Raw genomic sequence first — 24,656 nt, forward strand, 5'->3', positions numbered from 1 at the left:
ACTGAGGGAAGAATTGGGCGTGCGGAAAAACCGTTCAAGAGCAACGTCCTGTTATCTTCCCCACACGAAAGGCCTGCCACGGTCGAAAGACCATGGCATCAACTCTCGCTTGGGACCAGATAACGGATCAAACAACATGACCGTCACTCATCTTGAACTAGCAAACACCGTCGAGCGTATTTATCGGCGTTTTGCTGATCTGCTTCGTGTAGATCTTATTCGACTCGGCAAAGATGACATCAGCCCCGCACAAGTTGCGTTGCTGTTTACCATCGGAGACGATGAACTTTCGGTCCGGGATCTTCTTGATCGCGGCCATTACATGGGATCGAATGCATCCTATAATCTGAAGCAATTGGCTGAATCGGGCTATGTCGAACGCCATGTGATGGCCCGTGACCGACGGTCTGCCAGAATCAAACTTACCCGCAAGGGGCATGAACTGTGTGAATCCCTCCATGAATTCCACGAGGAATATCACAACGCACTGACCAATGACCTGCAAGACCAGCAGGAAATGGAAACAGCACTTCGCACCTTGCGGCGCCTGGAGGAATTCTGGACACAGACCCTCCGCTATGGCGGTGTGCCGGTAACAAGCGCCGTCATGACACAGGAGCTTCGCAGTCGCCGATGAAAATTGTCTTTGTCCACCGCCATGGACCGGGACAATTTGTTCACTTGGCCTGTCATCTGGCAAATGCCGGATGGCAGGTTTCCTTCCTTTGCGAAGCAATGAACGTTCAACTTCCCGGCATTCGTGTCCTGCGTCAGCGGGCTACCTCGCCCCCTCCAGCTACCCCGTTCCCGCAATATCACCATCAAATCGGCATGCAGGCCGCCACAACACTCGATTCACTCGTCGCACAGGAGGGTCCACCCGATATTGTTTATGGGCATATTGGCTGGGGCGGCATGATGTTTGCGCGGGATGTCCTGCGCAAGACACCACTGATCGGCTATTGCGAACATTACTATCATGCCGAGGGGCGTGATGTCGGTTTCGATCCGACCGAAACGGTTACATTGGCCAAGCGAACCCAGCTTCGGTTGCGCAACAATGCGCAGCTTTCAAGTCTGGAAACCATTGATGCCGGGATCAGCCCAACGGCTTGGCAAAAAGCTGCCTTCCCGCAAAGCTTCCACAACAAGATCGGGATTTGCCATGATGGTATTGATATCCATCGCTGCCGCCCGGATGAAAAAGCAGAACTGATCCTGCCCGATGGCCGCGTTGTCCGGCAGGGTGATCCGGTAATCACCTATGTCGCGCGCGACCTTGAACCCTATCGCGGGTTCCCGCAGTTCATGCGTGCTGCGGCAAAACTGTCCCGTCAAAACCCGGAGGTTACTTTTATCGTCGCGGGTGGTGACGGCATCAGTTATGGATCCCCCCGCAGTGACGGAAAGAAATGGCGTGACGCCATGATGTCAGAAACCGGCATGGATCCGTCCCGAATTGCCTTTCTTGGGCAAATTCCGCATGACCAGCTGATCCGCTTGTTCCAGATCAGTTCGGCCCATGTCTATCTGACATATCCGTTTGTTTTGTCATGGTCAGTCCTTGAAGCCATGGCATGCGGAACACCTGTAATCGCATCGGATACCGGACCGTGCCGGGATATCATTCGTCATGGAAAGAACGGATTGATGTGCGGTTTTTGGGACGAGGATCAGCTTGCCACAACAATGGCGGAAGCTTTGGCACACCCTGAACGTCTTCGCGAAATCCGCAAGCTTTCGCGCCTTACGATCACACGAAACTTTGCCTTGCACCAATGCCTTGAAAGACAGACCGGTCTGATCGAACGGATGGCAAAGCGGTGATCAGGTTTCGGAAATCTCGCAACGCATGAAATGGCGCAGGCCTGCATCGCCGGAATGTTCAGGCATCCGGCGATATAACCCGTATCCGGCAAGGCCCGTTTTATCGGTGGCGATGATCAGCCACAGGAAACCGGCTTCCTCGGCACGTGACAGATCTGTTTTCGACGGCTGCCAATCGCCATTAGGGTGCGAGTGATAGCAACCGGCAATCACCTCACCGCGATTACGGACCGAACGATGCGTTGTAATCAGGATTTGCGGATCGATTTCAAATGTCGTTAAGGGATCCGCAGCAATATTGCTCGAAACAACAAATCGGCTAATCGTGGTCGGATCGTCTGCGTTTGCAACCAAAAGGCCGCAGCATTCCTCAGGCCAGGCATTGACTGCCAAGGCCGAAACCTCGTCACGCAGACTTTCTGGCAACGTCACAACATACCCGGATCCGGTCATCGAACCACCTTGCAGAAAACGGTCTATTGCGGCTCCACCAGCAGGATTTGCCCAAGGATCGTGCCATCCCGCAAGGATACAACGACCAGACGGCTTCCCTGACGACCCTCGAGGCGGACGGTTGCCTCGCTTCCCTGCCGGGAAAAATCGACCAGCGTTTCACCCGGCGCCAGATCGATATTGATCGTTCCGAACGGTGCCAATTGCGCAACCGGTTTCGGATCGAGACCGGACGATGCGTCAACCTGCCCGGCAACCGGTACAGACGGCGTTGCGTCATCGGTTACAATGCCACCATCTTCCTGACGCGATACCCCATAAACCACAAGTGCGACGCCCGCGACGATCAGCACTCCCATAAAAGCGACCAGAATCTTGATAACGCGCATCACATTTCCGATTGATAAGTTGATCAACAGCCTGATCTTGCACCACGCTGCTATTACAGCATGCAGAACAAGACAACATTGAAGGCCATACCGACAAGAAACACCAATTGCAAGTTTGCAAAGCGGGATTGCATTTCATCGTCAAGCGATTAAAACCGCCCTGCAACAGATATCACCGGCCCGAATGGCCCCGAACAACAGCAGATGTGAATATGGATAGCGGCCCGAACGCGGAACATCTTGAATATATCGCCCTGCCTTCGGATGAAGGTGCGCGGCTCGATAAGGTTCTGGCAACCGCATGGCCCGAGCAATCACGTTCACGCATCAAAAGCCTGATCGAGGATGGACATCTGATGCTGAATGGCAATCCGGTTGCCAAAATGTCGTACAAGGTCAAATCGGGTGATCAGTTTGCGCTCAAAATTCCACCTGCTGTTGCGGCCGATCCCGTAGCCGAAAAGATCGCGCTTGATATCCTGTACGAGGACGACGATCTGCTGGTAATCAACAAACCGGCCGGGATGGTGGTGCACCCCGCAGCGGGCAATGAAAGCGGTACACTGGTCAATGCATTGCTGGCCCATTGCGGTGACAGCCTTTCGGGCATTGGCGGCGTAAAGCGCCCGGGCATCGTGCATCGGCTCGACAAAGACACCAGCGGCGCTATGGTGATTGCCAAGAACGACGCAACCCATAGGGCACTTTCGACCCTGTTTTCCGAGGACAAGGAAAATATCGAACGCGCCTATATCGCCGTGGTCTGGGGTGTCCCCCGCCAGCGCGAGGGCATAATAGAAGGCAATATTGGCAGAAGCCCACGCAACCGTAAAAAGATGGCGGTGCTGCGAAATGGCGGAAAACCGGCCCTCACCCGGTACAAAGTTTTGGCAAAACGTGACGACTCGTTGGCTTCACTCGTCGAATGCCGCCTTGCAACGGGTAGAACACATCAAATTCGCGTCCATATGACCCATCTCGGTCACTCACTTATTTGTGATCCTGTCTATGGTAGAAGCAAACTTACCCAGAAGTTCAACTCGCGGGTGCACGAGGTTCTGAACAGCTTTGAGAAACAGGCGCTACATGCCAGAACACTGGGATTTTTGCACCCAAAAACAGGCGATTACGTCCTTACCAAAGCCCCCCTTCCGGAAGACTTACAAGAACTCATCACCTGCCTAAGCCTACCCATTGGGATAGTTTGACCTAACCTTTTTGGTCGAAAATCTATTGACGCCTTCTAATACCCACGTATACCCTGTCTAAGGTGCTAGGGGATAAACCGCACCTTATACGAAGCGTAACGGGAGGCTTCAATGAAACAGGGAAATGCACTTCCAATCATCTCCCAAGATGGTCTGACAGTCTATTTGCAGCGCATCCGCCGTTACCCCATGCTTACACCTGAACAGGAAACGACGTTTGCGTGTGAATACCGTGACAATGATGATGCAACTGCCGCAGAAAAGCTGATTACCAGCCATTTGCGACTGGTTGCCAAGATAGCCATGAGCTATCGCGGTTATGGACTTCCGATAAACGAATTGATCTCCGAAGGCAATGTAGGCCTGCTTCAATCGGTCAAGCGCTTTGACCCGGACAAAGGGTTCCGCCTTGCGACTTACGCAATGTGGTGGATCCGCGCCGCAATACAGGAATACATCCTGCATTCCTGGTCGCTGGTGAAAATGGGCACGACCGCCGCCCAGAAAAAGCTTTTCTTTAATCTGCGGAAACTCAAAAGCCAGATGCAGGCAATTGATGAAGGCGATCTGCTACCGGAGCAGGTGGAACTGATCGCGACAAAGCTGAACGTTTCCGAAGATGACGTGATCATGATGAACCGCCGCCTCGCCGGACCGGATCATTCTCTGAATGCGCCGGTACGCATTGACGGCGACGGCGAATGGGTCGACTGGATCGAAAGCGAAGACGAAGATCAGGAAACCCTGTATGGCAAGCGCGAGGAATTCCTTCAAAGGATGAACCTGCTGAAAAGTGCGATGTCGCATCTTAACGCGCGCGAACGCGACATTCTCACCCAACGTCGCCTTCTGGACTCTCCGGTGACACTCGAAAATCTCAGCGTGGCATATGGCATTTCTCGTGAACGCATTCGCCAGATAGAAGTACGTGCCTTTGAAAAAGTGCGCAAATCGATCCACACCGATTTGCCGATGTGAGTCCCAACCTTACCCTCGTCAATGAATGTGACTGCGGCGGACAAATTGTCCGCCGCTTTTTTGTGTTTAAGATATATCATTCAATGAACCGGTCACTTCCCGGACCGATCAATTTCCTTGATCAGGCTGTCACCCCAAGTCTTGATTAATCCGCGCTGTTTCTTGCGCAACTCGGAAACCCGACGCTGGGCCGACAGGTTCAGAACATTGGCAACAATCGGTGGCATCGCCAGATACAAAAGCCAGCCAAGACCGGCTGCGCCATACATGATCGACAAGGCAACGGGCTGGAAAATTTCCTGCGTTGCAACACCAACGGTTTGCGCCCCCTGTTGCCAGATTTCCATGATATAGGGCGCAACCCCTGAAAAATTCAGACCGAAAATGCAGCGCGACATGGTCCGTCCCTGGCTGCGATCAAACATGAACGCGACCATAGAAGGCAAAAGCCCGACCGCCAAAGTAATGAATGTCGGCAGGGCTACCATGAACAAAAGCACGGCGGATGCCACCACCGACAAACCGGAAAAGGCACTTTTCTTTTTACTGCCAGACTGTCTTGCCATCCCCGTCCCCTACCAGATATGCATCAGAAACAGTGCCGACACCGTCAGCAATGCAATCATGGTCGACGCAAAAGCTGCCGCCTGCTGACCGACTTTTTCTGCCAGTTCAAGCCGTGCGGGACCTGATGATTCAAGATCAAAGACCTCGCTTTCCGCTTCGGAATATTCCTCGACCGCGGTGATGAATTCGGTCTGGTCCTTTCTGCGTTCCTGTTCGTCATTGATCAGGTTGTAAAGTTCAACCAGATTGCCGCGTTTGGCCAGTTTCGGGATTTCGTGTTCGACCCGCTCCCGTCTGGCTTTGCTGTGAAATACCTTGACCGCGGGCTCCATCAAACGTGCGACCCAATGAGACAGGTTCTGGAGGTTATCGGGGCCATGCCGCCATTGAACAAGTGCCAGCATACTGATAATCGCACGACTGTATTCAACTTCATCAGAAGGATTCTGCAGCGCAAGAAGCTGTGCCTCGACATCATCCTCAAGGCGGGTCGCGATAAAGGCCGCGATATGTCGGTCCACTGGCCAGCTATCGTCAGGCAAATCTGCGGCAGCTTTTTCCAATGCTGGTAAAAGCTGCGTTATATCGACAACATAATCTTTCTCGATCATCGGGCTCAGGCAGTGCTGATTGCGCACGATGGCATAAAGGCACCGCTCATAGCCATAACCGGCACTTTGCTGCTGGATATAGTATCGCAGGTTTTTGTACGCCTGCTGCAGCTTCTGAATTTCCGGGCTGTACCCGCCCTGACGGCCAAACCAGAAGGACGGAATATCGCGGACCACAACATCGGCAAAACGCTGCGGCCCACGACCGTGCTGAACATCATAGGACAGCATGCTGCCCAGACCATCAACCATCGCAGAAAAGCCCTTGAACCGGATTGCTCCGGATGGATCAAGGATGATGATTGATTTGGCAACCAGGATATCCTCGGCCGCGCGCTTATCCGCACCAGCCCACTGCAATTGCCGTATCGCTTCGGACATGTGTTTGGCGCGGTCATTATCCGCAAGCCCGCGACGCAACCATATTTCAACAGTACCATCGCGAAGCGGTGCAAGCGAGTTGACCCAGTTCTTTGCAATCCCCTGCGCAAGTGATCGCGCAGTATAATAATCCTTGCCCGCCAGGTTCTGGGATCGGGCTGCTCTTCGCTCGGTATTTGACTGGACCGGTTTTGCCCGACGGCCATCGATCCAGGCATTCAGTTCGGCAAATCCCCATCTTTCTTCAGTGTCATCACATAAAAGTCCACGCACTGGTTCAATCAATGCCAGTGGCAGTTTTTCATTCATGACCACTGCCTGGAACGACCCCTTGGACAGTTTAACGTCGATAATGTCCTGTTCGCGCAGCTTTTGAAGCGGCGTATGCCCAATACCAAGAGCGGCAATCGTCATGCCCAGAGCATAAAGATCGTCAAGCAGCGTTCCCAACCCGCGACCGGCAGGGTCGGCAGTCATTCGGGATATGGTTTCGTAAACCAGTGGCTGATTGAAACCGGCAGGGGCAGCACAACAATCCCCAACGACAACCTTCTCAGCCATCGGATCGCCAAAGAAAAGATTGTCTGCACGAATATTCCGATGCGTCAGCCCTTTGTCGGCCACAGCCTGCAACACATGCATCAACGGTTCGATAACAACTTTGGCAAAATCGTGCTCGTCTATCTTTCTCTGTTTTTCGCCCGGCACCAAAACACGACCGCCTGCTGGCTTTTCATAGAAAAGCACCATTGTCTTGCGGTCCAATAGCGGCCAGTGGGCAATTTCATGGTCCAGAAGATCAATCTGGCCACCAATGTGTACCCCCGTCAGAAACCTGATCAGGTCTTGACGCGTTGGAACAGTCGGGTCTGTGACAAGTGCGAATGCACCACCCTCTTCGCGGCGCAGATTATCCGCGGCATAGGCCTTGCAATTACCCATATCGTATTCAGGAAGCCGAAGATCCGAAAACACACGGAAATTGCCAATTTCCACACTTCGTCCGCCACCGCCACTGGCAGCGGGTTCCTCTCCGCCCAAGCCTGGTGCCTGCGCCCGGGAATCCTTTTTCTCCCCGGCGCCATCCTGTTCGTCAGCGCCGTCGGAAACATCCTGTTTCTGCATTTCCGCTTCTTGTGCCATGAGCCCCGGTTTTTCTTTGTTGGAGGAAACACGTTCAAAGCCCCTACCTGTAAAGCTGTTTTGTCGTGTCCTCTAGTCCCCTGAAACGATACTGCCGATAACAAAACGGAGCAAGCCGTTATCCGCGCTGCACACAAGGACCAAATAGGCCAAATCATTCACCTGAAACGAAAAAAGCCACCGGAAGACCCGGTGGCTTTTGCATTTTCATTCAAACACGCGATCAGGCGCTGAACGGGTCGTGAACCAGAATGGTGTCATCACGTTCCGGGCTGGTCGACAGCAACGCAACCGGTGCCTCGATCAGTTCTTCGATCCGGCGAACATATTTGATCGCCGCGGCAGGAAGATCGGCCCAGCTACGCGCACCCATCGTGGTTTCCGACCAACCTTCAATGGTTTCATAAACCGGTTTGGCTTTGGCCTGAAGACGCTGGTTCGCCGGAAGATGGTCATAGATTTTGCCATCAATGTCATAGCCGGTGCAGATCTTGATTTCCTTGAACCCGTCAAGAACGTCAAGCTTGGTCAGTGCAATACCGGTAATACCGTTAACCTTGACCGACTGACGGACAAGGGCCGCATCAAACCAGCCGCAACGACGTTTACGCCCGGTAACCACTCCAAATTCATGCCCGCGTTCGCCAAGACGATCGCCATCAGCATCAAACAGTTCGGACGGGAACGGACCTTCGCCGACACGGGTGGTGTAAGCCTTGGTAATCCCCAGAACATAACCGACCCCCGACGGGCCCATACCCGAACCAGCCGCTGCCTGTCCCGAAACCGTGTTGGAAGAGGTCACGAACGGGTACGTACCATGGTCGATATCGAGCATCGTGCCCTGCGCACCTTCAAACAGGATACGCTGACCGGCTTCCTTGAACTGGTTCAGCGACTTCCAGACAGTGTCCGAGAATGGCAGGATTTTCGGTGCGATTTCCTTAAGCTGCGCCAACAGTTCCGCACCATCGACTTCCGGCTGGCCCAAACCGCGCAAAAGCGCGTTGTGGTGGGTCAGAAGGTTTTCGACCTTGGCTTCCAGAAGTTCAACATCGGCCAAATCGCCAACGCGGATCGCACGGCGACCAACGCGGTCTTCATATGCCGGGCCGATCCCGCGACCGGTGGTACCGATCTTGTTGTTGCCGGTTGCCGCGGCTTCGCGTGCCTTGTCCAGATTGCCGTGCAACGGCAGAATAAGACAGGCATTTTCTGCAACGCGCAGGTTTTCCGGCGTGATTTCAACGCCCTGCCCTTTAAGGCGGTCAATCTCGGTCAGAAGCGCCCACGGATCAACGACAACGCCGTTGCCAATAACCGACAGCTTGTTCTTGCGAACGATACCCGACGGCAGAAGGCTCAGCTTATAGGTGGTTCCGTCGATCACCAAAGTATGACCGGCGTTATGACCGCCCTGGAAACGCACAACGACGTCTGCCCGTTCGGACAGCCAGTCGACGATCTTGCCTTTCCCCTCGTCCCCCCATTGGGAACCGATCACGGCAACATTGGTCATCGCAAAACTCCTTGCGCGATAAGAAATGGTTCTGGGTTACACACCCAGCGGCACAATCTGGCCGCCAAGATAAATAAAACTGCATCCCATGCGACGTGCTTCCTTGCACGCCGCATCTTCTGTTTTGGCTTCGGCCGCACCTTCAAGTGCTGCCACGGTATAATGGCCGTCTTTGCGCAATTTGCGCGCTTCGCGCTGTGGCGTGCCCAACGGCAGATACACACGTTCGACCGGCTTCACATCGGCAAGACCGCGCAAAATCGTATCCATGAAAAGCGACATGCCGGTTGCGGCTTCGCCGCCCGAACCGCCGGCACGATAACGACCACCGCGCCCCAGCTCACCGCGTACATGCTTGGCAAACAGGGTAAAGCTGACACCGGTCTGATAGCGGAAACCGGCCATTTCAACCGGATCGATGGTCAGGGCTGCATCAAGATCGGATGCCAGAATGCGTTCGGCAACCTCGATCAAACGGTGCAATTCTTCGGATGCGCCCAGCGGCAATTCAAGTTTTCTAAGCTTCGGCAATGCCGCCTGCGCCGGACCGGCCGCCTCAAGCAGGGCAACAAGCACATCGGTTACATTGCCACTAACCGCTTTGACCGCGGCAACATCGCGATGTTCAAGGGCCGCGATCAGCGTTTCGCGATCATCGGGCGCGACGCCAAACGCATCAAACAGGCGTACCGGCAGGGTCGGCAAATTCAGATCAACCGAAACATCGGGCAGACCGACATGCTCCAGCGCCTCAAGCGCCAGCAACACAATCTCGGTATCCGCTGCGGCACTGGACACGCCAATAAGTTCCGCCCCGACCTGGGCAAACTGGCGTTCCGGGCGCAACTGTGTGCCCTTGATGCGCAATACATCACCAGAATAGGAAAGGCGCAGCGGACGTGGCGCATCCCCCAGACGGGTCGCGGCAATGCGGCCGACCTGCGGGGTCATATCGGAACGAACCCCCATCATCCGGTGCGACACCGGATCCATAAGGCGGAACGTTTGGGTGGCAAGTTCGGGAGCAGCACCTTCCAGAAGGCTTTCTTCGAATTCGACCAGCGGCGTCTTGACCCGGTCATAGCCCGCATGTGCGAAACTGCTCATCAGCTTTTCGCGGATGTCAGCTTCCCGTGCGGCGGTTCCAGGCAGAACATCCTGAAGGCCGGCGGGCAAAAGAGCTTTCCTGGCAAGTTCGGTCATTATGTGTGCTTTCCGGACAAGGCGCGCAAAATCGGTTCAGGTCGTGCCTGATCTATATATCCGGTAGCGGTTACTACCGCTTTGTGCCGGACAGGGCAACGGGAAAACCCCCGAAGACGCAAATAATACTTACGAAATGCCGTTCAGCCAGCCTGAATTTCAGCTTTGACCGTCGCATAGGCCCAGTCGAGCCAAGACAGCAACGCTTTGACATCACTGGGTTCCACAGTCGCACCGCCCCAAATCCGAAGCCCCGGAGGCGCATCACGATAGCCATTGATATCCATCGCGATTTCTTCGGCTTCAAGGATTTGCGAAATGCGTTTTGGCAATGCTGCCTGCTTTTCCGCCGGCAACGACAATGCCCACGGATCAACAATCTTGATGCACATTGATGTATTGGATGCTGTTTCCGGCTTTTCCGACAAATCAGCCGCCCAGTCACTTTTGGCGAGCCACTCATCAAGATAGGCGCGATTCTGGCGGGTACGTTTCAGCAAACCTTCAAGACCGCCGATGTCTTCGGCCCATTTCAGGGCATCAATGGCATCTTCGACCACCAGCATCGACGGGGTATTGATGGTCTCCCCGCGGAAAATGCCATCAATCAGCTTTCCGCCCTTGGTCATGCGGAAGATTTTCGGCATTGGCCAGGCCGGATTGTGGTTTTCAAGGCGCTCAACCGCACGTGGGCTCAGGATAATAATTCCATGGCCACCTTCACCGCCCAGAACCTTCTGCCAGCTATAGGTGACAACATCCAGCTTGTCCCATGGCAGTTCCATCGCAAAAATCGCCGAGGTCGCATCGCAAATTGTCAAACCTTTGCGGTCCGATGCGATCCAGTCGCCATTGGGCACCCGAACGCCTGCGGTCGTTCCATTCCATGTGAAAACGACATCCCGGTCAAAATCAACGGCGCCAAGATCGGGCAGTTTGCCGTAATCGGCTTCCATGACACGAACATCTGGCAGGTTAAGCTGTTTCAGGACATCGGTCACCCAAAGCGAACCGAAACTTTCCCATGCCAGCATATCAACGCCGCGCGGCCCCAAAAGCGACCACATCGCCATTTCCACCGCACCGGTATCGGATGCGGGAACAACGCCAAGCAGATAATCATCAGGCAGGTTCAGGATCGCGCGCGAACGGTCAATGACCTCTTCCATGCGCTCCTTGCCAAACTTGGAACGATGCGACCGGCCAAGAACACGGGTATCAAGTGCATCCGCCGACCAGCCCGGACGTTTTTTACATGGACCCGACGAAAAATTCGGGCTTTCGGGGCGCTGGTTTGGTTTGGCAAAGGCATCAGTGGAATTGGCGGTTACATTGGCGTTCTGGGCCATCGGCATATTCCTGAGATAATCGAACGATGCAGGCGCATAATTCTTCGTCAAAATCGGAGCCCGATCCTATTGCGACACGCGCAAAAGTCAAACGCCTTTGGCGCGTCATAACTGCCCGTATTTGCATGACAGATCAGCCGATTTCTCATCCGAAATCCGGATCAGAACGGGATGTCGTAATACCACGGGGCAAACAGACTGAACACCAGCCACAAGATGATGATCAATGGTGTCCCGGCCCGCAGGAAGTCGACAAATCGATAGTGCCCCGGCCCCATCACCAGAAGGTTGGTCTGATATCCGACCGGCGATGCAAACGAACAGTTCGCCGCCATCACCACCGCAATAGCAAAGATATGCGGCTCCACCCCAAGGTTTTGGGCCATGCCGATCCCGATGGGTGTGAACAGAACAGCACAGGCATTGTTCGACAGAACGTTAGTAAAGAGCGCCACGATCAGGAAGAACAATGACAGGATGATCGGCGCCGGAGCCCCGCGCGTTGCCGCCAACAACTGATCAGCTACGAATTCGGCCCCGCCGGTTAGCTGTAAGGCATTGCCAAGGGCAAGAGCAGCCGCCACCAGCAGCACGATCTTTCGATCAATTGCACGCGATGCTTGACGCAGATTAAGCGCCCCGGATGCGATCATCAGTGCCGCACCGATAAAACTTGAAACCATGATCGGCACAAGGCCGGTCGCGGCAACCGCAATCACGCCAAGGAAAATGGTCGCGGCACGGCGCGCATGGAACGGGCGCGGCAAAGTACGCGTCGACCATTCCAGCAAAACCACATCGCGAATGGTACGAAGAGCTTCAACATCCTCGGACCTTCCCTGCACCAGAAGAACGTCACCGGCTTCAAGGCGTATTTCGGTCATCTGCGTGCGGATCATGCGCGAACGGCGCTGGATACCAAGAACAAGGCATTTGTACTGATATCGGAAACCGATCTGTTCAAGGTTGAACCCGATCAGGCGCGAACCCGGCGGCAGCATCACTTCGGCCAGAAGCTGCGTCGACTTTTGCGGAATCTCCTCGCCGCCTTCGTGAACGGCGGCGGCTTCCGCATGCAAAAGCCCCGGGTCTTTTTGAAGCGCCTCGGTCAGGGCCTTGCGCGTGGCGGCAACGACAAGAACGTCACCTGCCTGGATTTCCATGTCCTCTTCAAACGGCGGCAGGTCGGCATGTTCGCGCCGGACGATCATCTGGATCGTGATGTTGGGCAGGTTCTTAAAGAAACCCGCAACCGGGCGGCTGCCGATCATCTGCGATGCCGGACCAACCGTAATCTGGGCGATAAACTGTTTTCCGCTGCTGTCGGGGTTGGCAAGCTTGCTACGCATCGATGCCAATGCTGGCAAAAGACGCGGCGCAATAAACAGGACGTAAATAAACCCGGACAGGGCAAGCACGCTTCCAATCACGGTGAATTCGAAGAATTCAAGCGCAGGCATGCCAAGTTCGATCAAGGAGCTTGATACCAGAAGGTTGGTCGAAGACCCGATCAGGGTCGTCATACCGCCCAGAATCGCAACATAAGAAAGCGGGATCATCAAAGCACTTGGTGAACGCTGGATACGTTCAGCCAGTGCCTGAATGATCGGTATGAAGATAACGACAACCGGGGTGTTGTTCAGGAATGCCGACATCAGCATCACAACAAACAGACCGATAAAAATCGCCACGGATGCGTTCTTGCCACCATGTTCGGTAATCAGACCGGCGATATAGCTGACCCCACCGGTCAAAACCATGCCCTGCCCAACAACAAGCAAGGATAACACGGTCAACAAGGCGGGGTTGGCAAACCCCGACATCAACGCGCCAGCATCCAGAAGGTTGTTGCCCTCGGCATCGGGCAGTGGGAAGAAATTGAAGAACAACAGCAATATGGCAATCAGCGCCATGCTGGTCAGTTCGAGCGATATGCGCTCCAGCCCGTACAGAACCAGCGATCCGGCGACCAGTGCCAGAACCACCCACATCTGTAATGGCGTCGCAGAACTGGCGACAACACTATCGATCACGATCTATCTTCCCCTGCAACAGCGCTTTGATACGGGGTTGTGGCAGACAATTTTGAAGGTCTGTCCATTCCCCGAAAGTCGTATTTTGTCCTTACTTAGACGAAAGCCCCTGCAAGAGGTCAATAAAAATCAAACGTGTGATCGCGGCCCTGCGCGATAGTGGGTAGATCAGCCAGCCACGTAAGGTCATAGAAAACCAGCGACTTTCCATAAAAATGGCGGGCAGTGTTGTGCCCTGCCCGCCATTGCAATGATCGCTTTTCGACAGTCTGTCCGACGTCAATCAGGCAAATAAATCTCGCCCTTAAGATACAAAAGCGCATTGCCCTTCAGATGGACACGATCACCATCAATCGTACAATCAACAATCCCGCCGCGCTTGGACGCCTGATAGCCGACAACATTGGATTTCCCGTTGCGTTCCGCCCAATACGGCGAGACAACGCAATGCATGTAGCCGGTGACCGGGTCCTCATCGATGCCAAGGGCGGGCAGGAAATACCGCGATACCATATCGATGCCCGGCTGATCGCCCGGTGCGGTAACGATCACACCGCGTTCGGCGAGTTTTCCCAATGCTGACATATCGGGGGTCATGTTCCGCACCACCGATGCATCATCATAGACCACGACAAAATCCGTATCCCGGCTGGCAACCCGGAATGTTCCTGTCGGCCTTGCGTCGGATATGGCGGCAAGGACGTGCACCGGAACATCGTCAGGAGCAATCGATTGCTTGGGGAAATTAAGCACAATCGCATCACCATCACGGCGCGCAGTCAGAATTCCGCTAGCACTTTGCAGGCGAATCAAATCACCGCTAAAGCCCAGCATATTGAAAATGACAAACGCACTTGCCAGCGTCGCATGTCCGCAAAGCGGCACTTCGACCGTTGGTGTGAACCATCGGATATGAAAATCAGCTCCGTCATTCTTTGCCGGATCAAGCTTCACCACGAAGGCTGTTTCCGACAGATTGTTTTCCAAGGCGATATTCTGCATTACCGCATCAGACAGCCAACTATCAAGCGGCACGACCGCCGCCGGATTACCGGCAAACATCCGGTCTGCGAACGCGTCAATCTGGTAAATCGGAAGTGTGGTCATAAGTCGTCTATCCTGAATGATCTCTACATATGTCGAAAAACAACGCTGTTACAGGACACTGTCAATTGCGTTTCTTACAATCTCCATATCGTGATCCTGCATGCGCCAGTTGCTGAACGCAGCACGGAACCCGAACCGGCCACCATAAATCGTTGGCGTCATAAACAGTTTGCCGGTCGCATTGATTCGCGACAGCAAGGCGCGATTGTCATCATCGCTTCCCGGACCGGTAAACATGGTCACGTTAAGTTTGGGTTCGCTCAGCAATTCAAGCCGTTCATGACCGCGCACCCACTGCGCCAGATCAGCAGCCTGATCACAATTCGCCCGAACAATCCCGGCAAATCCGTCGCGACCATAGGCCACCATCGCCAACCAAAGCGGCAAGGCCCGGAACCGGCGGGAGTTTTCCACCCCGCGATTGATATACATATTACCGACCGCCTCGGTCTGCAGATAAGGCGCAAATGCCCGGCAGCAGGTTTCAAGTACACGGATATGCCGGGTCAGGAAAATTCCGCAATCATAGGGAACATTCAACCATTTATGACCGTCGGACGTGATGGAATCCGCACGGTCAAGCCCCGCCAGCAAATCGGCACGACGATCATCCAGGGCAGCAAACATGCCAAACGCCGCATCCACATGCAGCCACGCCCCAAACGCCGCACACAAATCTGCAATAGCGACCAGATTGTCGAAATCGGTGGCGTTCACCGTTCCGGCAGATGCAATGACCATCTTGGCCTTGGCCGTACTTGCCGCAAGCTTCGCCTTAAGATCGGCAATATCGGTTTCTTCGGTCTCGGGTTGGGTCGCAACCTTGGTAAAGCTGTTACGACCGATACCGGTGACCGATAAATCCTTGATCATGCTGGCATGCGGGCTCGCCGCAAAGATTTCAAAACTCGGAAGAACACCGGCCCCATCTGCGTCAACATCAACACCGATCTGCTGGCCGCACCACTGGCGACCGGCAACAAGCCCCAAAAGGTTCGATACCGTCGCCCCGGTGGTCAAAACACCGTCAAACCGCCCCTTGGGCAAACCGGCCAAGTCGCACAGCCAACTGATCACCTGTTCCTCGACCGCCGCCGTAACACTGCCTTCCGGTCCGGTGGCGTTCTGGTCAACCGCAGCGGTCAGCCAGTCACCGGCAAGGGCAGCGGGTGTGGTTCCACCGGTCACAAAGCCAAGATAACGGGGACCGATTGATGCGGCGAGCAGCGGCAGAATTTCTTCCTTCGCTGCCCGCAACGCATCAAGCGTACCGCGACCCTGCCCCGGCATCGGGCGCGAGGGATCAAAGGCAGAAAAGTCGCGGCAGGTTACATCCATGTCATCGGCACCCTGAACAAACGCGCGTGCCATATCGCTGGTTGCGGCCAGAATCTGGTCAAGCTGTTCAAGATCGTCAAACATCAGATGACGCGCCGTTGGTGCAGTGGGGCTGCTTTCGGCACGATTTAAGGGGCGGCTCATTGGGTATCTCCGTTCAGGATACGGGCATAGTCGGCCCGATCAATATTGGCACCGCTCAGAATGACAGCCGACTTCTTGCCGATATTGCGTTCACGATCCGCAATGACTGCCGCAAGCGAAACGGCTCCGGCCCCTTCGGCAAGGGTGTGGCAGGAACTGAAATAAAGGCGCATCGCATCACGGATTTGATCGTCACTTACGGCGACGATATCGGATGCACCGGTTTTGATGATTTCAAACGCAGCCGGATCAGGACTGCGACAAGCAACACCATCTGCAAACGTATTCGCCGTTGGCGTTGTAATTACCTTGCCCGCCCGGAAGGATTGCAGGACGGCATCTGCACCCTCCGCGACAACACCGATAATTTCGGTATCAAGGCCCAGTGCGTCGCGCACCGTAATCAACGAACAGATCCCTGATCCCATGCCAATCGGCACATAAATCCGGTCAAGCTTTTTGACCGCGTCAAACAGTTCCAGCCCATATGATGCAACACCACGCACAAGTTCCGGGTGGAATGGCGGCACCATGACCAGATCCTCGGCCACCGCATGTTGGGCGGCATATTCGGCCGCGTCCTGAAAGTCATCGCCATGCTCGATGACCTCGGCCCCCCAGGCCCGCATCGCTGCGTTCTTTTCAACCGAATTGCCATGCGGGACGATAATGGTTGCCGAAATACCCGACTGACTGGCCGCATGCGCAAGACTTTGCCCATGATTGCCGCGTGTGGCACTTATGATACCGCGCGATACGCCAAGCGAGGTTTTCAGATAACGGCAAAATGTCAGCCCGCCGCGAATTTTGAACGCCCCAAGGCGTGTATGGTTTTCATGTTTCACATACAGGGACAATCCCGTCGCCCGATCCAGCAACGGCCAGCGAATAGTCGGCGTCGGCGCCACATATTCATGGACATAAGCCGCAGCCTCGCGAAGTTCGTTTACCGTAAACAACGACATTGTCACCCTTTAGGATAGTTTATGAGTACAATCGAATGTGAATTATTGGTACAATTCCAGACAAGGTTCGAACGGAGGCACGAGGGAGCGTGAACCTCCGTTCGGCGCAACTTCACCTAGCTGCGCGGGGGGAACCCTATCCAGAACGGCCTTGACAATTCACGATCCAGATCAGACCGCGTCATTCCGACATCTTTCAAAAGATGATCGTCAAGTTGCTCTAACATTCTGCGATTGCGTGCACTTTCTTGCCATACGCGAACACGTTCCAACACGGAGACAGCGATGCCGGCAACAGCAGAACGCCAGGTAGTCGCCTTGACGGCGCCTTTGGTGTTCATCTGTGCATTTCCTTTGATATTGATTTCGGAAAACCGGATTGTATCGTTACAATTTACCATCACTTCCTCCTGTCGATTAATTGTACCGATCTCGTTTTGTCATTGACATTGTCACCGTGTCAATTTAAACATTGTCACCATGACAATATGGCATCCAAACATTGAGGGCGGCAGCGGTCCTGTTTATCGGCAAATCGCACACGCCATCCGCAGCGCGGTTAATGACGGGTCACTCAAACCCGGCGACCGCCTTCCCACCCATCGCGATCTCGCCTATCACCTTGGCGTCACCGTCGGCACAATCACCCGATCCTATCGCGAGGCGGAAAGACTGGGGCTTGTCGCGGGCGAAGTCGGGCGCGGCACATATGTGCTGGGCGGATTGCAAAGCGAACTGGATATGGCGGCAACGGTCCCTGCACCGGGCCATTTCAGCAACAATATCGGCGCGATGACCCGGGAAACGGCAAATGACGACGCCGAGGATATCGGCCCGGTCAACTTCCGGATGAATTGCCCCCTGCCCCCGCGTGAAGACCATATTCGCAATGTCCTGATCGACGTTGCCAAATGCACGCCGTTAAATGACATGATCACCTACAAGTCGGAATATGGCATGCCGGGCCACCGGCGTGCTCTCGCTTCGATGGCAGGTGCCCTTGGACTGGATGACAATCCCGAACGCGTCCTGCCAACCGCAGGCGTTCAACACGGCATGACGGTTTCATTGCTGGCAACCGTACGACCAGGTGATCTGGTCCTGTGCGAGGAATTGACCTATCCGAACCTGCGCAGCCTGGCCAATCTTCTGCAATTCCGCCTGCGCGGTGTTTCTATGGACGAAGAAGGCATTATTCCCGAAGCACTGGAAAATCTGTGCCGCACGCAAAGCCCGCGCGCGATCTATCTGATGCCGACACTGCATAATCCGCTTTGCAGCACCATGAGCCAGAAGCGCCGCATGGAAATCGCCGAACTGCTGCGCAAATACGATCTGCTTTTGATTGAAGACGGAATTTATCATTTCCTCAATCCCGACGCCCCACCCCCGCTGTCATGCTTTGCGCCTGAACGCAGCATCTATCTGGACGGCGTATCCAAAAGCATCGGTGGCGGCCTTCGGGTCGGTTATATCCATGCGCCGGGCGAAATGATCGCCAAACTTGCCAGCGCCATCCGATCCACCTGCTGGATGGTGTCAGCCATCAATCTTGAACTGGTTTCACGGCTGATCGAGGATGGCAGTCTTAAACGATACGAAGCCTGGCATCGCGAAGAAGCCGCAAGACGTCTTTCGATCATTCTTGGCACACTCAAGGGATATGACGTGCGGTTCCATCCCACCAATTATCATATCTGGCTCGGCCTGCCTGATCATATTGATCCCGGCGAACTGGTGATGAATGCGGCCAACAACGGTGTTCTTTTGACCGCGGCACAACAGTTTTCCGTTGGGCACCCGCCACGCGGGCTACGACTTTGTTTTGGCGCGGAAAAATCGACCGAACGGCTACGTGAAGGCGTTCAGATTGTCGAACGGCTTCTGCAAACCAGCGAATTTGGCAATACGGTCGTAATGTAGGCCAGATCAGGTAATCAATACCACAGATCAGGGTTTTCAAGCGGGACCCGGTTGCTCAGGTTTGGTTTTTCGAGACGGAATATCTTGCGATTTGCAAGATTTGCCCGCCGGATCAGATCGCCGTGATATTCCATGAACAATTTATCGAAACTGCCATCGGCGATCATTTCGCGCAGGCCAAGTTCGATACGTTCGGCCAGCTTCGGTTTTGTCGGTGTCACGAAAAAATACACTGGCAACGGTACATGAAGAGCCAGTCCGGTTTCGATATACATGTCAGGATATTTGTCTGACATGGTGTCGAGCTCAAAGAATATTTCGTTGATGCCCCGACTGAATGTCTGAAAACGGCGCAAGCTGAACATATCAAACATTGTTTCGTAATCGTGCCCGGTTACAACATCAAACCCCGCATTTTCAAGGATCAGGGTAGTCGACCATTGTGCACCTGATCCGGTCGAAAACCGTCTGAGATCGTCAAGTGTTTCAACCTTGTCCATCAAAGGCTGGAGTTCGCGGTTTATGAAAAACAACCGGTACCCCTGAAGTCCTTTGCGAAGCGGAATGTAAATCGGGATCAGATCGGTTTCCCAATTCGGTCGTGGGACTTCAGCCATGACATGCAAATACCGACCTTCTTCAAGAAGAACCTTGCTTCTGTCGCGCGAAACGGTGGCAAAGGCCTGCGTAATGCGCACATCGCCGTATCGATCCGCTGTCCGGTTAAGGGCCTCGGCCAAAAGTCGTTGTGGATAAACATGATTTTCTGCCGCTTCTGGCGGAGGGCGATAGGTAATGACGGTTTCCTGTGCGCCGGAAATGCCAATTCCTCCGCCAATCGAGGCAAGCAGATACAAACCAAAGATTGTACCGCTTCGAATGCGAGACAAATGCCCCATGCCGTCCCCGATTCCCCTTCAAAGCTTTTTTGAGTTTATTACTCAATCAATGGGGATAGCTGTTCGTAACGTCAAGGTCGACAGAAGGATGATCCATCCCTGCCAGTCATCTGCAAATGCAAAATCAGCAAGCTGCACTTGACCGGCCTATCGCGTTGCTTCCAAGATAAGATTTCGTGATCGGCGCGCCTGTCTGATCACATCCTTTTGGGCAGCAGAAAGACAGCAAATGCCAGTTTCCCGCCTCGACGCTGATGATTGTGGTTTCCCACATTTCCGGATTCGCAGCCCACACAAAGACCAGTCACCTGAAATTTTCGATTTTTCATCACATTACCGCGCCGCAGAAGCATTGAAGTTCGGTCTTTCGATGTCCGAACCGGGCTTTAACATCTTTGTTCTGGGCCTTGATCGTGCTGGTCGCATGACCGCAACGCTCGATTATCTGAAGAAATCGATGGAAGAACGCCCGGCCCCACAGGATTGGGTATATCTGAACAACTTTTCGCGTACCAATCGCCCGCGTCCCTATGCCCTTCCCGCCGGTGAAGGCCGCAAGCTGGCCGATGCGATGGAAACGCTGGTATCGCACCTGCGCGAGGCATTTGCATCCGCCTTCAACGCCCCGGCTCATCTGACCGAAACCCAGACACAGACGGAAGAAGCCCGCACCCAACTGCGCGAAAAGTTTGATGCACTGCGTGAATATGCCCGCGAACGTGGTCTTGACGTTCAGGAAAACGAAAAAGGCGTAATGATCGTCGCGCTGAACGAAGAAGGCGAGCCGGTTTCTCTTGACGAAATCCCCAAGGAACGTCGTGCCGAAGCCGAAGACGCATTTGAAGAAGTCGCCGAAGAAGCCCGCAAGACGCTGCTTTCGACCCGCGATCTTGAAGAACAGATCGCCGATACGCTTGATGCGCTTCGCCGCGGGGCAGCCAAAGTTGTTCTGAAACCGCGTATTCGCAAAATTCGCGACAAGTTCACATCGCCGGGCATGAAGGCCTGGTTCGAGGCACTTGAAAAAGACATTCTGGATAATATTGACGCGTTCGAAGAAGCCAGCGACCAACCCGCCATCGACAGCGGCGATGGCAAAATGCCCGAAACCGTCGATGACCGTTACGCGGTCAATCTTCTGATCGACCATTCGCGCGACAAGCATCCTGATGTCGTTCTGGAACCAAGCCCAAGCTATGATAACCTATTTGGTCAAATCCAGTACCGCCCGGTGGCCGGTGGCATGCACCCGCATTTCAGTCTGATCAAGCCAGGTGCCCTGCATCGCGCCAATGGTGGCGTTCTTGTTTTGCGTGCGGAATCGCTGGTCGAGCATGAAGACAGTTGGGCGTTTCTTAAGGCAGCCCTCCGCGATGGCGAAATCCGCATTGAGGAAACCCATAAATCCGGCCCGCCAACCGCAGGCGCGCCTGAACCGCGCCCGATCCCGCTTGACGTCAAGGTCGTGATCGTCGGCGCCCCGAAATATTACTATACCTTCTTCTCGCTGGATGTTGATTTCCGCAACCATTTCCGGGTCAAGGCTGATATCGACGCCGATATGCCCGCAGCGGGTCGCAATATTTCGATTTATACCGGGTTACTGCGCGAGTCTGCCCTGGCGCGTACCGGTATCCCGCTTGATAACGGTGCAATCCGTCAATTGCTGGGTCAGGCGGCACGCTGGGCGGGGGAACGTGACAAGCTGACAGCCCAGATCGAACGGGTCGAAGATGTTGCAATCGAAGCAGGCGCACTGGCCAAGACCGACAAGCGCGGCAGCATCCGGGCTGCCGACGTCCGGCGCGCCATCGAAGAACGCCGCCACCGCAACAGCCGCCTTGAAGACCGGTCCCATGAAAGGGTTCAACGACGTGAAATCCTGATCGACAGCTATGGTGCGGTTGTCGGGCAAGTCAACGCCCTGACGGTTCTGGATTATGGCGATCATGCCTTTGGCCTGCCAGCACGTGTTTCGGCACGGTCCTATGTCGGCAGTCTCGGGGTTTTGAACATCGAACGCATGGTCGACATGTCCGGCCCCCTGCAACAGAAATCGGTCATGACCATCGAAGGGTTCCTGAAGTCCCGCTTTGCGCAGGAATTCCCGCTCTCCTTTGCCTGCAACGTCACGTTCGAACAGAACTATGGCGGGATCGAAGGTGACTCTGCCTCCATGGCAGAGCTTTGCGCGATCATCTCGGCAATCTCGAACATCCCCATGCGCCAGAATATCGGTGTCACCGGATCAATGAACCAGTTCGGACAGGCCCAGCCGGTCGGCGGTATTTCGCACAAGATCGAAGGGTTCTATCGCATTTGCGCCGATCAGGGCTTTACCGGCGATCAGGGGGTGATCATCCCGCTGGCCAATGCGGAAAATGTCGTGCTGCGCGAAGAAGTCGTTCAGGCAATCCGCCAGGGCAAGTTCAATATCTGGACGGTCGAACACATTAACGATGCCATTGAACTGCTGGCAGGCAAACCGTGCGGCGACCATCCCGAAGGCCAATACACTGCCGACAGTGTGTATGGCAAGGCAATGGAACGACTGCGCCAGAATGATCGCATCCTGCGTGAACGCCATGCTTTTCCGGCATGGACGGAGCAGTAAATGACGAAAGCGGCAATGCCCCCTGCTCGCAACCTTTGCTGGTTCGACATGACCGGCACAGCAACAAGGTGCATTGCCGCAGGTCTTTTTCTGATCATGACGATGGACAATGTTCGTGCGCAGTATATCGGCAATGTAAGCGACAGAGCTGCCCCCGCAACCGAAGAAATCAAATCAGGTCTGGACGCCATTCCCACTGATATCCCGGTTCATGCCAGCAGCCCTTCCCCCATCAATCAGCCCTTCAGCCTTTTACCCGGCACCATCCGAACCGAACCGGTTTTGCTTGAAGATACCGAACGGCCAAGCCTTGCCGAACAATATCGAATGGAAAGGCAGGGCTTCAAACGTGCGCCGTCACAGGCAACCGTTGTGAAACGCGCTCCTGAAACCAGTCTTGCGCCAACTGCTGCCCTGCAACCGGCATCCGCCAAAACGGTTTCGGCTGCAAACACACCCCAGCCCGCGATACCCGCAACAATGCCCGAAAGCGGCCCATCCCAAACTGCGGCAATAACGGACTCAGGCACATTTCCGACCGCAACGGATAATGCATTTGCGATTCAGCTGGGCGCATTTCACGACACCATCAGCGCACAGACCTATTGGGCAAGCTTCATGATCCGCTATCCGGATTTGGCAAAATCCCATCAACGCAGTCTTTCGACGGCGGATCTAGGCGCCAAGGGTATCTTTCACCGGCTTCGCCTTGGCGGCTTTGCCGATATGACCAGCGCCGAAACAAAATGCCGCCAGCTTTTGGCTGACGGCACGGATTGCTTTGCAACGCTGGATCAATAGAGTCGGGAATTGGCTCTAGTTTGACTCACCACCTAACAACACAATCTTGTCGACGATCAGTGTTTCGGCTTCGGTACAGGTGGTCATCAATGCGCCATGACCGGTCACACGGACCTTGTCACCGGGACGGAATCGGGTTGCCTTGTTTGCCAATGCATAAAGCGTTCCGTCATCAGCACGGAATGTAACGCATTCCCGGCCATTATCGGTGATTTCCCCGGTCAGGGTCATATTTTCTTTCTGAAATGCCGAGCATGCCGACAGCAGCATTCCCGCGGCCAGGATCGCAGCAAACTTGCCAGAAACGGCGCCTATTCCGGTTTTCATTATGGTTCTCCTGTGCTCGTGCGGTTTCTTATCGTCACAAAACCTTATGTCCCTCGTTAAGGATGTTGTAACGCACTGGATTTTAAAAAGGATCCTGCAAACGTTTTACGCGTTTCAATTCGCATTGTCATTGATAACAAGATCAAAGATGAACAACTCGCATCTGGAACTTTTGAAACAACTGGCTGAAGAATTTCAACCGCGCACGGACGTCAATACCCGTGCCACCGTTGAAACCGAAAGCACAGATGCGTTTGCAACACTTGTCGATCTTGCACGTGACATGCAAAACCGCCTTGATCAGCAGCAGAACCGTATCCGCCAGCTTGAACAAATGGTCGAGACCGACGAACTGACCGGTCTTTACAATCGCCGCGGCTTCCTTCGCCGCACCCGCGAGGCAATGGCACGCGCCGCCCGCTACAAAGAAAGCGGGCTTCTGGTGATTGCCGATCTGGACGGCTTCAAGATGATCAATGATCATCATGGTCATGCGGCGGGCGATGCCATTCTGCGCCATTTTGGCCAAAACCTTCGCACGCACACACGTGCCGACGATTTTGTCGCCCGGTTTGGCGGGGACGAGTTTGCCATCCTGATGGTTGGCAGCAACCCCGATGTCGCCGAACCCCGGATCAGAGATCTTGAAAAAGCCACCTTACGCTTCCCCCTGATCTGGCAGGGTACGGCTCTTCCGATCAGGGCCAGCTTCGGTTATACGATTTATCACGCCAACAGCGATGTCACCGACCTTTTGAAACAGGCCGATGATGCGATGTATGCCAACAAGCATGCAAAACGCGCCCTTCCCCAAAACAGTCATAACGCCGCCTGAACACACTTATCGGGCCTAAAACCATCCCACCAAATTCCCATA

22 protein-coding genes are annotated in these 24,656 nt (G+C 54.5%); 8 read left to right on the forward strand and 14 right to left on the reverse strand.

Going from position 1 to position 24,656, the window contains the following annotated elements:
- The first annotated feature begins 136 nt into the window (after positions 1–136).
- Both J7395_RS16395 and J7395_RS16400 read left to right on the forward strand, forming a co-directional pair.
- The gene (locus J7395_RS16395) at positions 137–637 is read left to right on the forward strand and encodes a winged helix DNA-binding protein (protein WP_062949235.1); all 501 of its coding nucleotides are present in this window, start codon (positions 137–139) and stop codon (positions 635–637) included.
- Complete coding sequence (locus tag J7395_RS16400; RefSeq protein ID WP_209222439.1) at positions 634–1,827, forward strand: glycosyltransferase; 1,194 nt, start codon at positions 634–636, stop codon at positions 1,825–1,827. The genes J7395_RS16395 and J7395_RS16400 overlap by 4 nt, the downstream gene beginning before the upstream one ends.
- Here the strand turns inward: J7395_RS16400 and J7395_RS16405 are convergent, their stop codons facing one another.
- A complete protein-coding gene (locus tag J7395_RS16405) occupies positions 1,828–2,280 on the reverse strand; it encodes a M67 family metallopeptidase (protein ID WP_209222441.1) in 453 nt (150 codons plus the stop codon).
- 23 nt (positions 2,281–2,303) lie between these two features.
- Complete coding sequence (locus tag J7395_RS16410; RefSeq protein WP_209222443.1) at positions 2,304–2,669, reverse strand: hypothetical protein; 366 nt, start codon at positions 2,667–2,669, stop codon at positions 2,304–2,306.
- A gap of 212 nt (positions 2,670–2,881) precedes the next feature.
- On the opposite strand from J7395_RS16410, the gene J7395_RS16415 reads away from it, so the two are divergent.
- Positions 2,882–3,877 (forward strand): RluA family pseudouridine synthase, encoded by a 996-nt coding sequence (locus J7395_RS16415; protein ID WP_247742212.1) that lies wholly within the window; start codon positions 2,882–2,884, stop codon positions 3,875–3,877.
- A 111-nt stretch (positions 3,878–3,988) separates the two neighbouring features.
- Complete coding sequence (gene rpoH / locus J7395_RS16420) at positions 3,989–4,855, forward strand: RNA polymerase sigma factor RpoH (protein ID WP_062949245.1); 867 nt, start codon at positions 3,989–3,991, stop codon at positions 4,853–4,855.
- Between the two features lie 92 nt (positions 4,856–4,947).
- On the opposite strand, the gene J7395_RS16425 is transcribed toward rpoH, so the two are convergent.
- The 10 genes from J7395_RS16425 to J7395_RS16470 form a co-directional block, all read right to left on the reverse strand.
- Entirely contained in the window at positions 4,948–5,421 is a 474-nt protein-coding gene (locus tag J7395_RS16425) for a hypothetical protein (RefSeq protein ID WP_062949247.1), read from the reverse strand.
- A 9-nt stretch (positions 5,422–5,430) separates the two neighbouring features.
- Entirely contained in the window at positions 5,431–7,539 is a 2,109-nt protein-coding gene (locus J7395_RS16430; protein WP_247742213.1) for a protein kinase family protein, read from the reverse strand.
- Between the two features lie 241 nt (positions 7,540–7,780).
- Positions 7,781–9,076, reverse strand: a complete 1,296-nt coding sequence (locus J7395_RS16435; protein ID WP_062959693.1) for an adenylosuccinate synthase — start codon at positions 9,074–9,076, stop codon at positions 7,781–7,783.
- A gap of 36 nt (positions 9,077–9,112) precedes the next feature.
- Complete coding sequence (locus J7395_RS16440) at positions 9,113–10,279, reverse strand: ATP phosphoribosyltransferase regulatory subunit (RefSeq protein ID WP_209222447.1); 1,167 nt, start codon at positions 10,277–10,279, stop codon at positions 9,113–9,115.
- A gap of 143 nt (positions 10,280–10,422) precedes the next feature.
- Positions 10,423–11,628 carry a phosphoserine transaminase gene (locus J7395_RS16445; RefSeq protein ID WP_209222449.1) on the reverse strand — a complete coding sequence of 402 codons (1,206 nt, stop codon included), beginning with the start codon at positions 11,626–11,628 and terminating at the stop codon, positions 10,423–10,425.
- Positions 11,629–11,789: 161 nt separating this feature from the next.
- A complete protein-coding gene (locus tag J7395_RS16450; protein WP_062949257.1) occupies positions 11,790–13,661 on the reverse strand; it encodes an SLC13 family permease in 1,872 nt (623 codons plus the stop codon).
- A 279-nt stretch (positions 13,662–13,940) separates the two neighbouring features.
- Positions 13,941–14,768 carry a PhzF family phenazine biosynthesis protein gene (locus tag J7395_RS16455; RefSeq protein ID WP_114110368.1) on the reverse strand — a complete coding sequence of 276 codons (828 nt, stop codon included), beginning with the start codon at positions 14,766–14,768 and terminating at the stop codon, positions 13,941–13,943.
- Between the two features lie 48 nt (positions 14,769–14,816).
- A complete protein-coding gene (locus tag J7395_RS16460) occupies positions 14,817–16,250 on the reverse strand; it encodes a pyridoxal-dependent decarboxylase (protein WP_209222450.1) in 1,434 nt (477 codons plus the stop codon).
- Positions 16,247–17,215 (reverse strand): threonine dehydratase, encoded by a 969-nt coding sequence (locus J7395_RS16465; RefSeq protein ID WP_209222452.1) that lies wholly within the window; start codon positions 17,213–17,215, stop codon positions 16,247–16,249. Before J7395_RS16465 ends, J7395_RS16460 begins: the two co-directional genes overlap by 4 nt.
- A 116-nt stretch (positions 17,216–17,331) precedes the next feature.
- A complete protein-coding gene (locus tag J7395_RS16470; protein ID WP_231858158.1) occupies positions 17,332–17,556 on the reverse strand; it encodes a DUF1127 domain-containing protein in 225 nt (74 codons plus the stop codon).
- A 139-nt stretch (positions 17,557–17,695) separates the two neighbouring features.
- Between J7395_RS16470 and J7395_RS16475 the strand changes: the two genes are divergently transcribed.
- Entirely contained in the window at positions 17,696–19,138 is a 1,443-nt protein-coding gene (locus J7395_RS16475; protein WP_209222454.1) for a PLP-dependent aminotransferase family protein, read from the forward strand.
- 14 nt (positions 19,139–19,152) lie between these two features.
- On the opposite strand, the gene J7395_RS16480 is transcribed toward J7395_RS16475, so the two are convergent.
- A complete protein-coding gene (locus tag J7395_RS16480; protein ID WP_209222456.1) occupies positions 19,153–20,037 on the reverse strand; it encodes a hypothetical protein in 885 nt (294 codons plus the stop codon).
- 229 nt (positions 20,038–20,266) lie between these two features.
- On the opposite strand from J7395_RS16480, the gene J7395_RS16485 reads away from it, so the two are divergent.
- Both J7395_RS16485 and J7395_RS16490 read left to right on the forward strand, forming a co-directional pair.
- Complete coding sequence (locus J7395_RS16485) at positions 20,267–22,651, forward strand: AAA family ATPase (protein ID WP_082832742.1); 2,385 nt, start codon at positions 20,267–20,269, stop codon at positions 22,649–22,651.
- Positions 22,652–23,452: an SPOR domain-containing protein gene (locus J7395_RS16490; RefSeq protein ID WP_209222458.1), complete on the forward strand. Its 801-nt coding sequence runs from the start codon at positions 22,652–22,654 to the stop codon at positions 23,450–23,452.
- Positions 23,453–23,467: 15 nt separating this feature from the next.
- Here J7395_RS16490 and J7395_RS16495 read toward each other — a convergent pair whose 3' ends face one another.
- The gene (locus J7395_RS16495) at positions 23,468–23,779 is read right to left on the reverse strand and encodes a DUF5818 domain-containing protein (RefSeq protein WP_062949273.1); all 312 of its coding nucleotides are present in this window, start codon (positions 23,777–23,779) and stop codon (positions 23,468–23,470) included.
- 148 nt (positions 23,780–23,927) lie between these two features.
- Between J7395_RS16495 and J7395_RS16500 the strand changes: the two genes are divergently transcribed.
- Positions 23,928–24,614 carry a GGDEF domain-containing protein gene (locus J7395_RS16500; RefSeq protein ID WP_062949275.1) on the forward strand — a complete coding sequence of 229 codons (687 nt, stop codon included), beginning with the start codon at positions 23,928–23,930 and terminating at the stop codon, positions 24,612–24,614.
- Positions 24,615–24,656 lie beyond the last annotated feature (42 nt).

This window comes from Thalassospira sp. A3_1 (assembly GCF_017744215.1).
Taxonomy (GTDB): Bacteria; Pseudomonadota; Alphaproteobacteria; order Rhodospirillales; family Thalassospiraceae; genus Thalassospira; species Thalassospira lucentensis_A.

Bases quoted from the DNA above. Each gene is read 5' to 3' on its own strand.
- J7395_RS16480 (WP_209222456.1), bottom strand. From the start codon at position 20,037: ATGGGGCATTTGTCTCGCATTCGAAGCGGTACAATCTTTGGTTTGTAT.
- J7395_RS16465 (WP_209222452.1), bottom strand. From the start codon at position 17,215: ATGTCGTTGTTTACGGTAAACGAACTTCGCGAGGCTGCGGCTTATGTC.
- J7395_RS16405 (WP_209222441.1), bottom strand. From the start codon at position 2,280: ATGACCGGATCCGGGTATGTTGTGACGTTGCCAGAAAGTCTGCGTGAC.
- J7395_RS16490 (WP_209222458.1), top strand. From the start codon at position 22,652: ATGACGAAAGCGGCAATGCCCCCTGCTCGCAACCTTTGCTGGTTCGAC.
- J7395_RS16425 (WP_062949247.1), bottom strand. From the start codon at position 5,421: ATGGCAAGACAGTCTGGCAGTAAAAAGAAAAGTGCCTTTTCCGGTTTG.
- J7395_RS16430 (WP_247742213.1), bottom strand. From the start codon at position 7,539: ATGCAGAAACAGGATGTTTCCGACGGCGCTGACGAACAGGATGGCGCC.
- J7395_RS16440 (WP_209222447.1), bottom strand. From the start codon at position 10,279: ATGACCGAACTTGCCAGGAAAGCTCTTTTGCCCGCCGGCCTTCAGGAT.
- J7395_RS16495 (WP_062949273.1), bottom strand. From the start codon at position 23,779: ATGAAAACCGGAATAGGCGCCGTTTCTGGCAAGTTTGCTGCGATCCTG.
- J7395_RS16400 (WP_209222439.1), top strand. From the start codon at position 634: ATGAAAATTGTCTTTGTCCACCGCCATGGACCGGGACAATTTGTTCAC.
- J7395_RS16410 (WP_209222443.1), bottom strand. From the start codon at position 2,669: ATGCGCGTTATCAAGATTCTGGTCGCTTTTATGGGAGTGCTGATCGTC.
- J7395_RS16395 (WP_062949235.1), top strand. From the start codon at position 137: ATGACCGTCACTCATCTTGAACTAGCAAACACCGTCGAGCGTATTTAT.
- J7395_RS16460 (WP_209222450.1), bottom strand. From the start codon at position 16,250: ATGAGCCGCCCCTTAAATCGTGCCGAAAGCAGCCCCACTGCACCAACG.
- J7395_RS16475 (WP_209222454.1), top strand. From the start codon at position 17,696: ATGACAATATGGCATCCAAACATTGAGGGCGGCAGCGGTCCTGTTTAT.
- J7395_RS16485 (WP_082832742.1), top strand. From the start codon at position 20,267: ATGCCAGTTTCCCGCCTCGACGCTGATGATTGTGGTTTCCCACATTTC.
- J7395_RS16415 (WP_247742212.1), top strand. From the start codon at position 2,882: ATGGATAGCGGCCCGAACGCGGAACATCTTGAATATATCGCCCTGCCT.
- J7395_RS16455 (WP_114110368.1), bottom strand. From the start codon at position 14,768: ATGACCACACTTCCGATTTACCAGATTGACGCGTTCGCAGACCGGATG.
- J7395_RS16470 (WP_231858158.1), bottom strand. From the start codon at position 17,556: ATGAACACCAAAGGCGCCGTCAAGGCGACTACCTGGCGTTCTGCTGTT.
- J7395_RS16445 (WP_209222449.1), bottom strand. From the start codon at position 11,628: ATGGCCCAGAACGCCAATGTAACCGCCAATTCCACTGATGCCTTTGCC.
- rpoH (WP_062949245.1), top strand. From the start codon at position 3,989: ATGAAACAGGGAAATGCACTTCCAATCATCTCCCAAGATGGTCTGACA.
- J7395_RS16500 (WP_062949275.1), top strand. From the start codon at position 23,928: ATGAACAACTCGCATCTGGAACTTTTGAAACAACTGGCTGAAGAATTT.
- J7395_RS16435 (WP_062959693.1), bottom strand. From the start codon at position 9,076: ATGACCAATGTTGCCGTGATCGGTTCCCAATGGGGGGACGAGGGGAAA.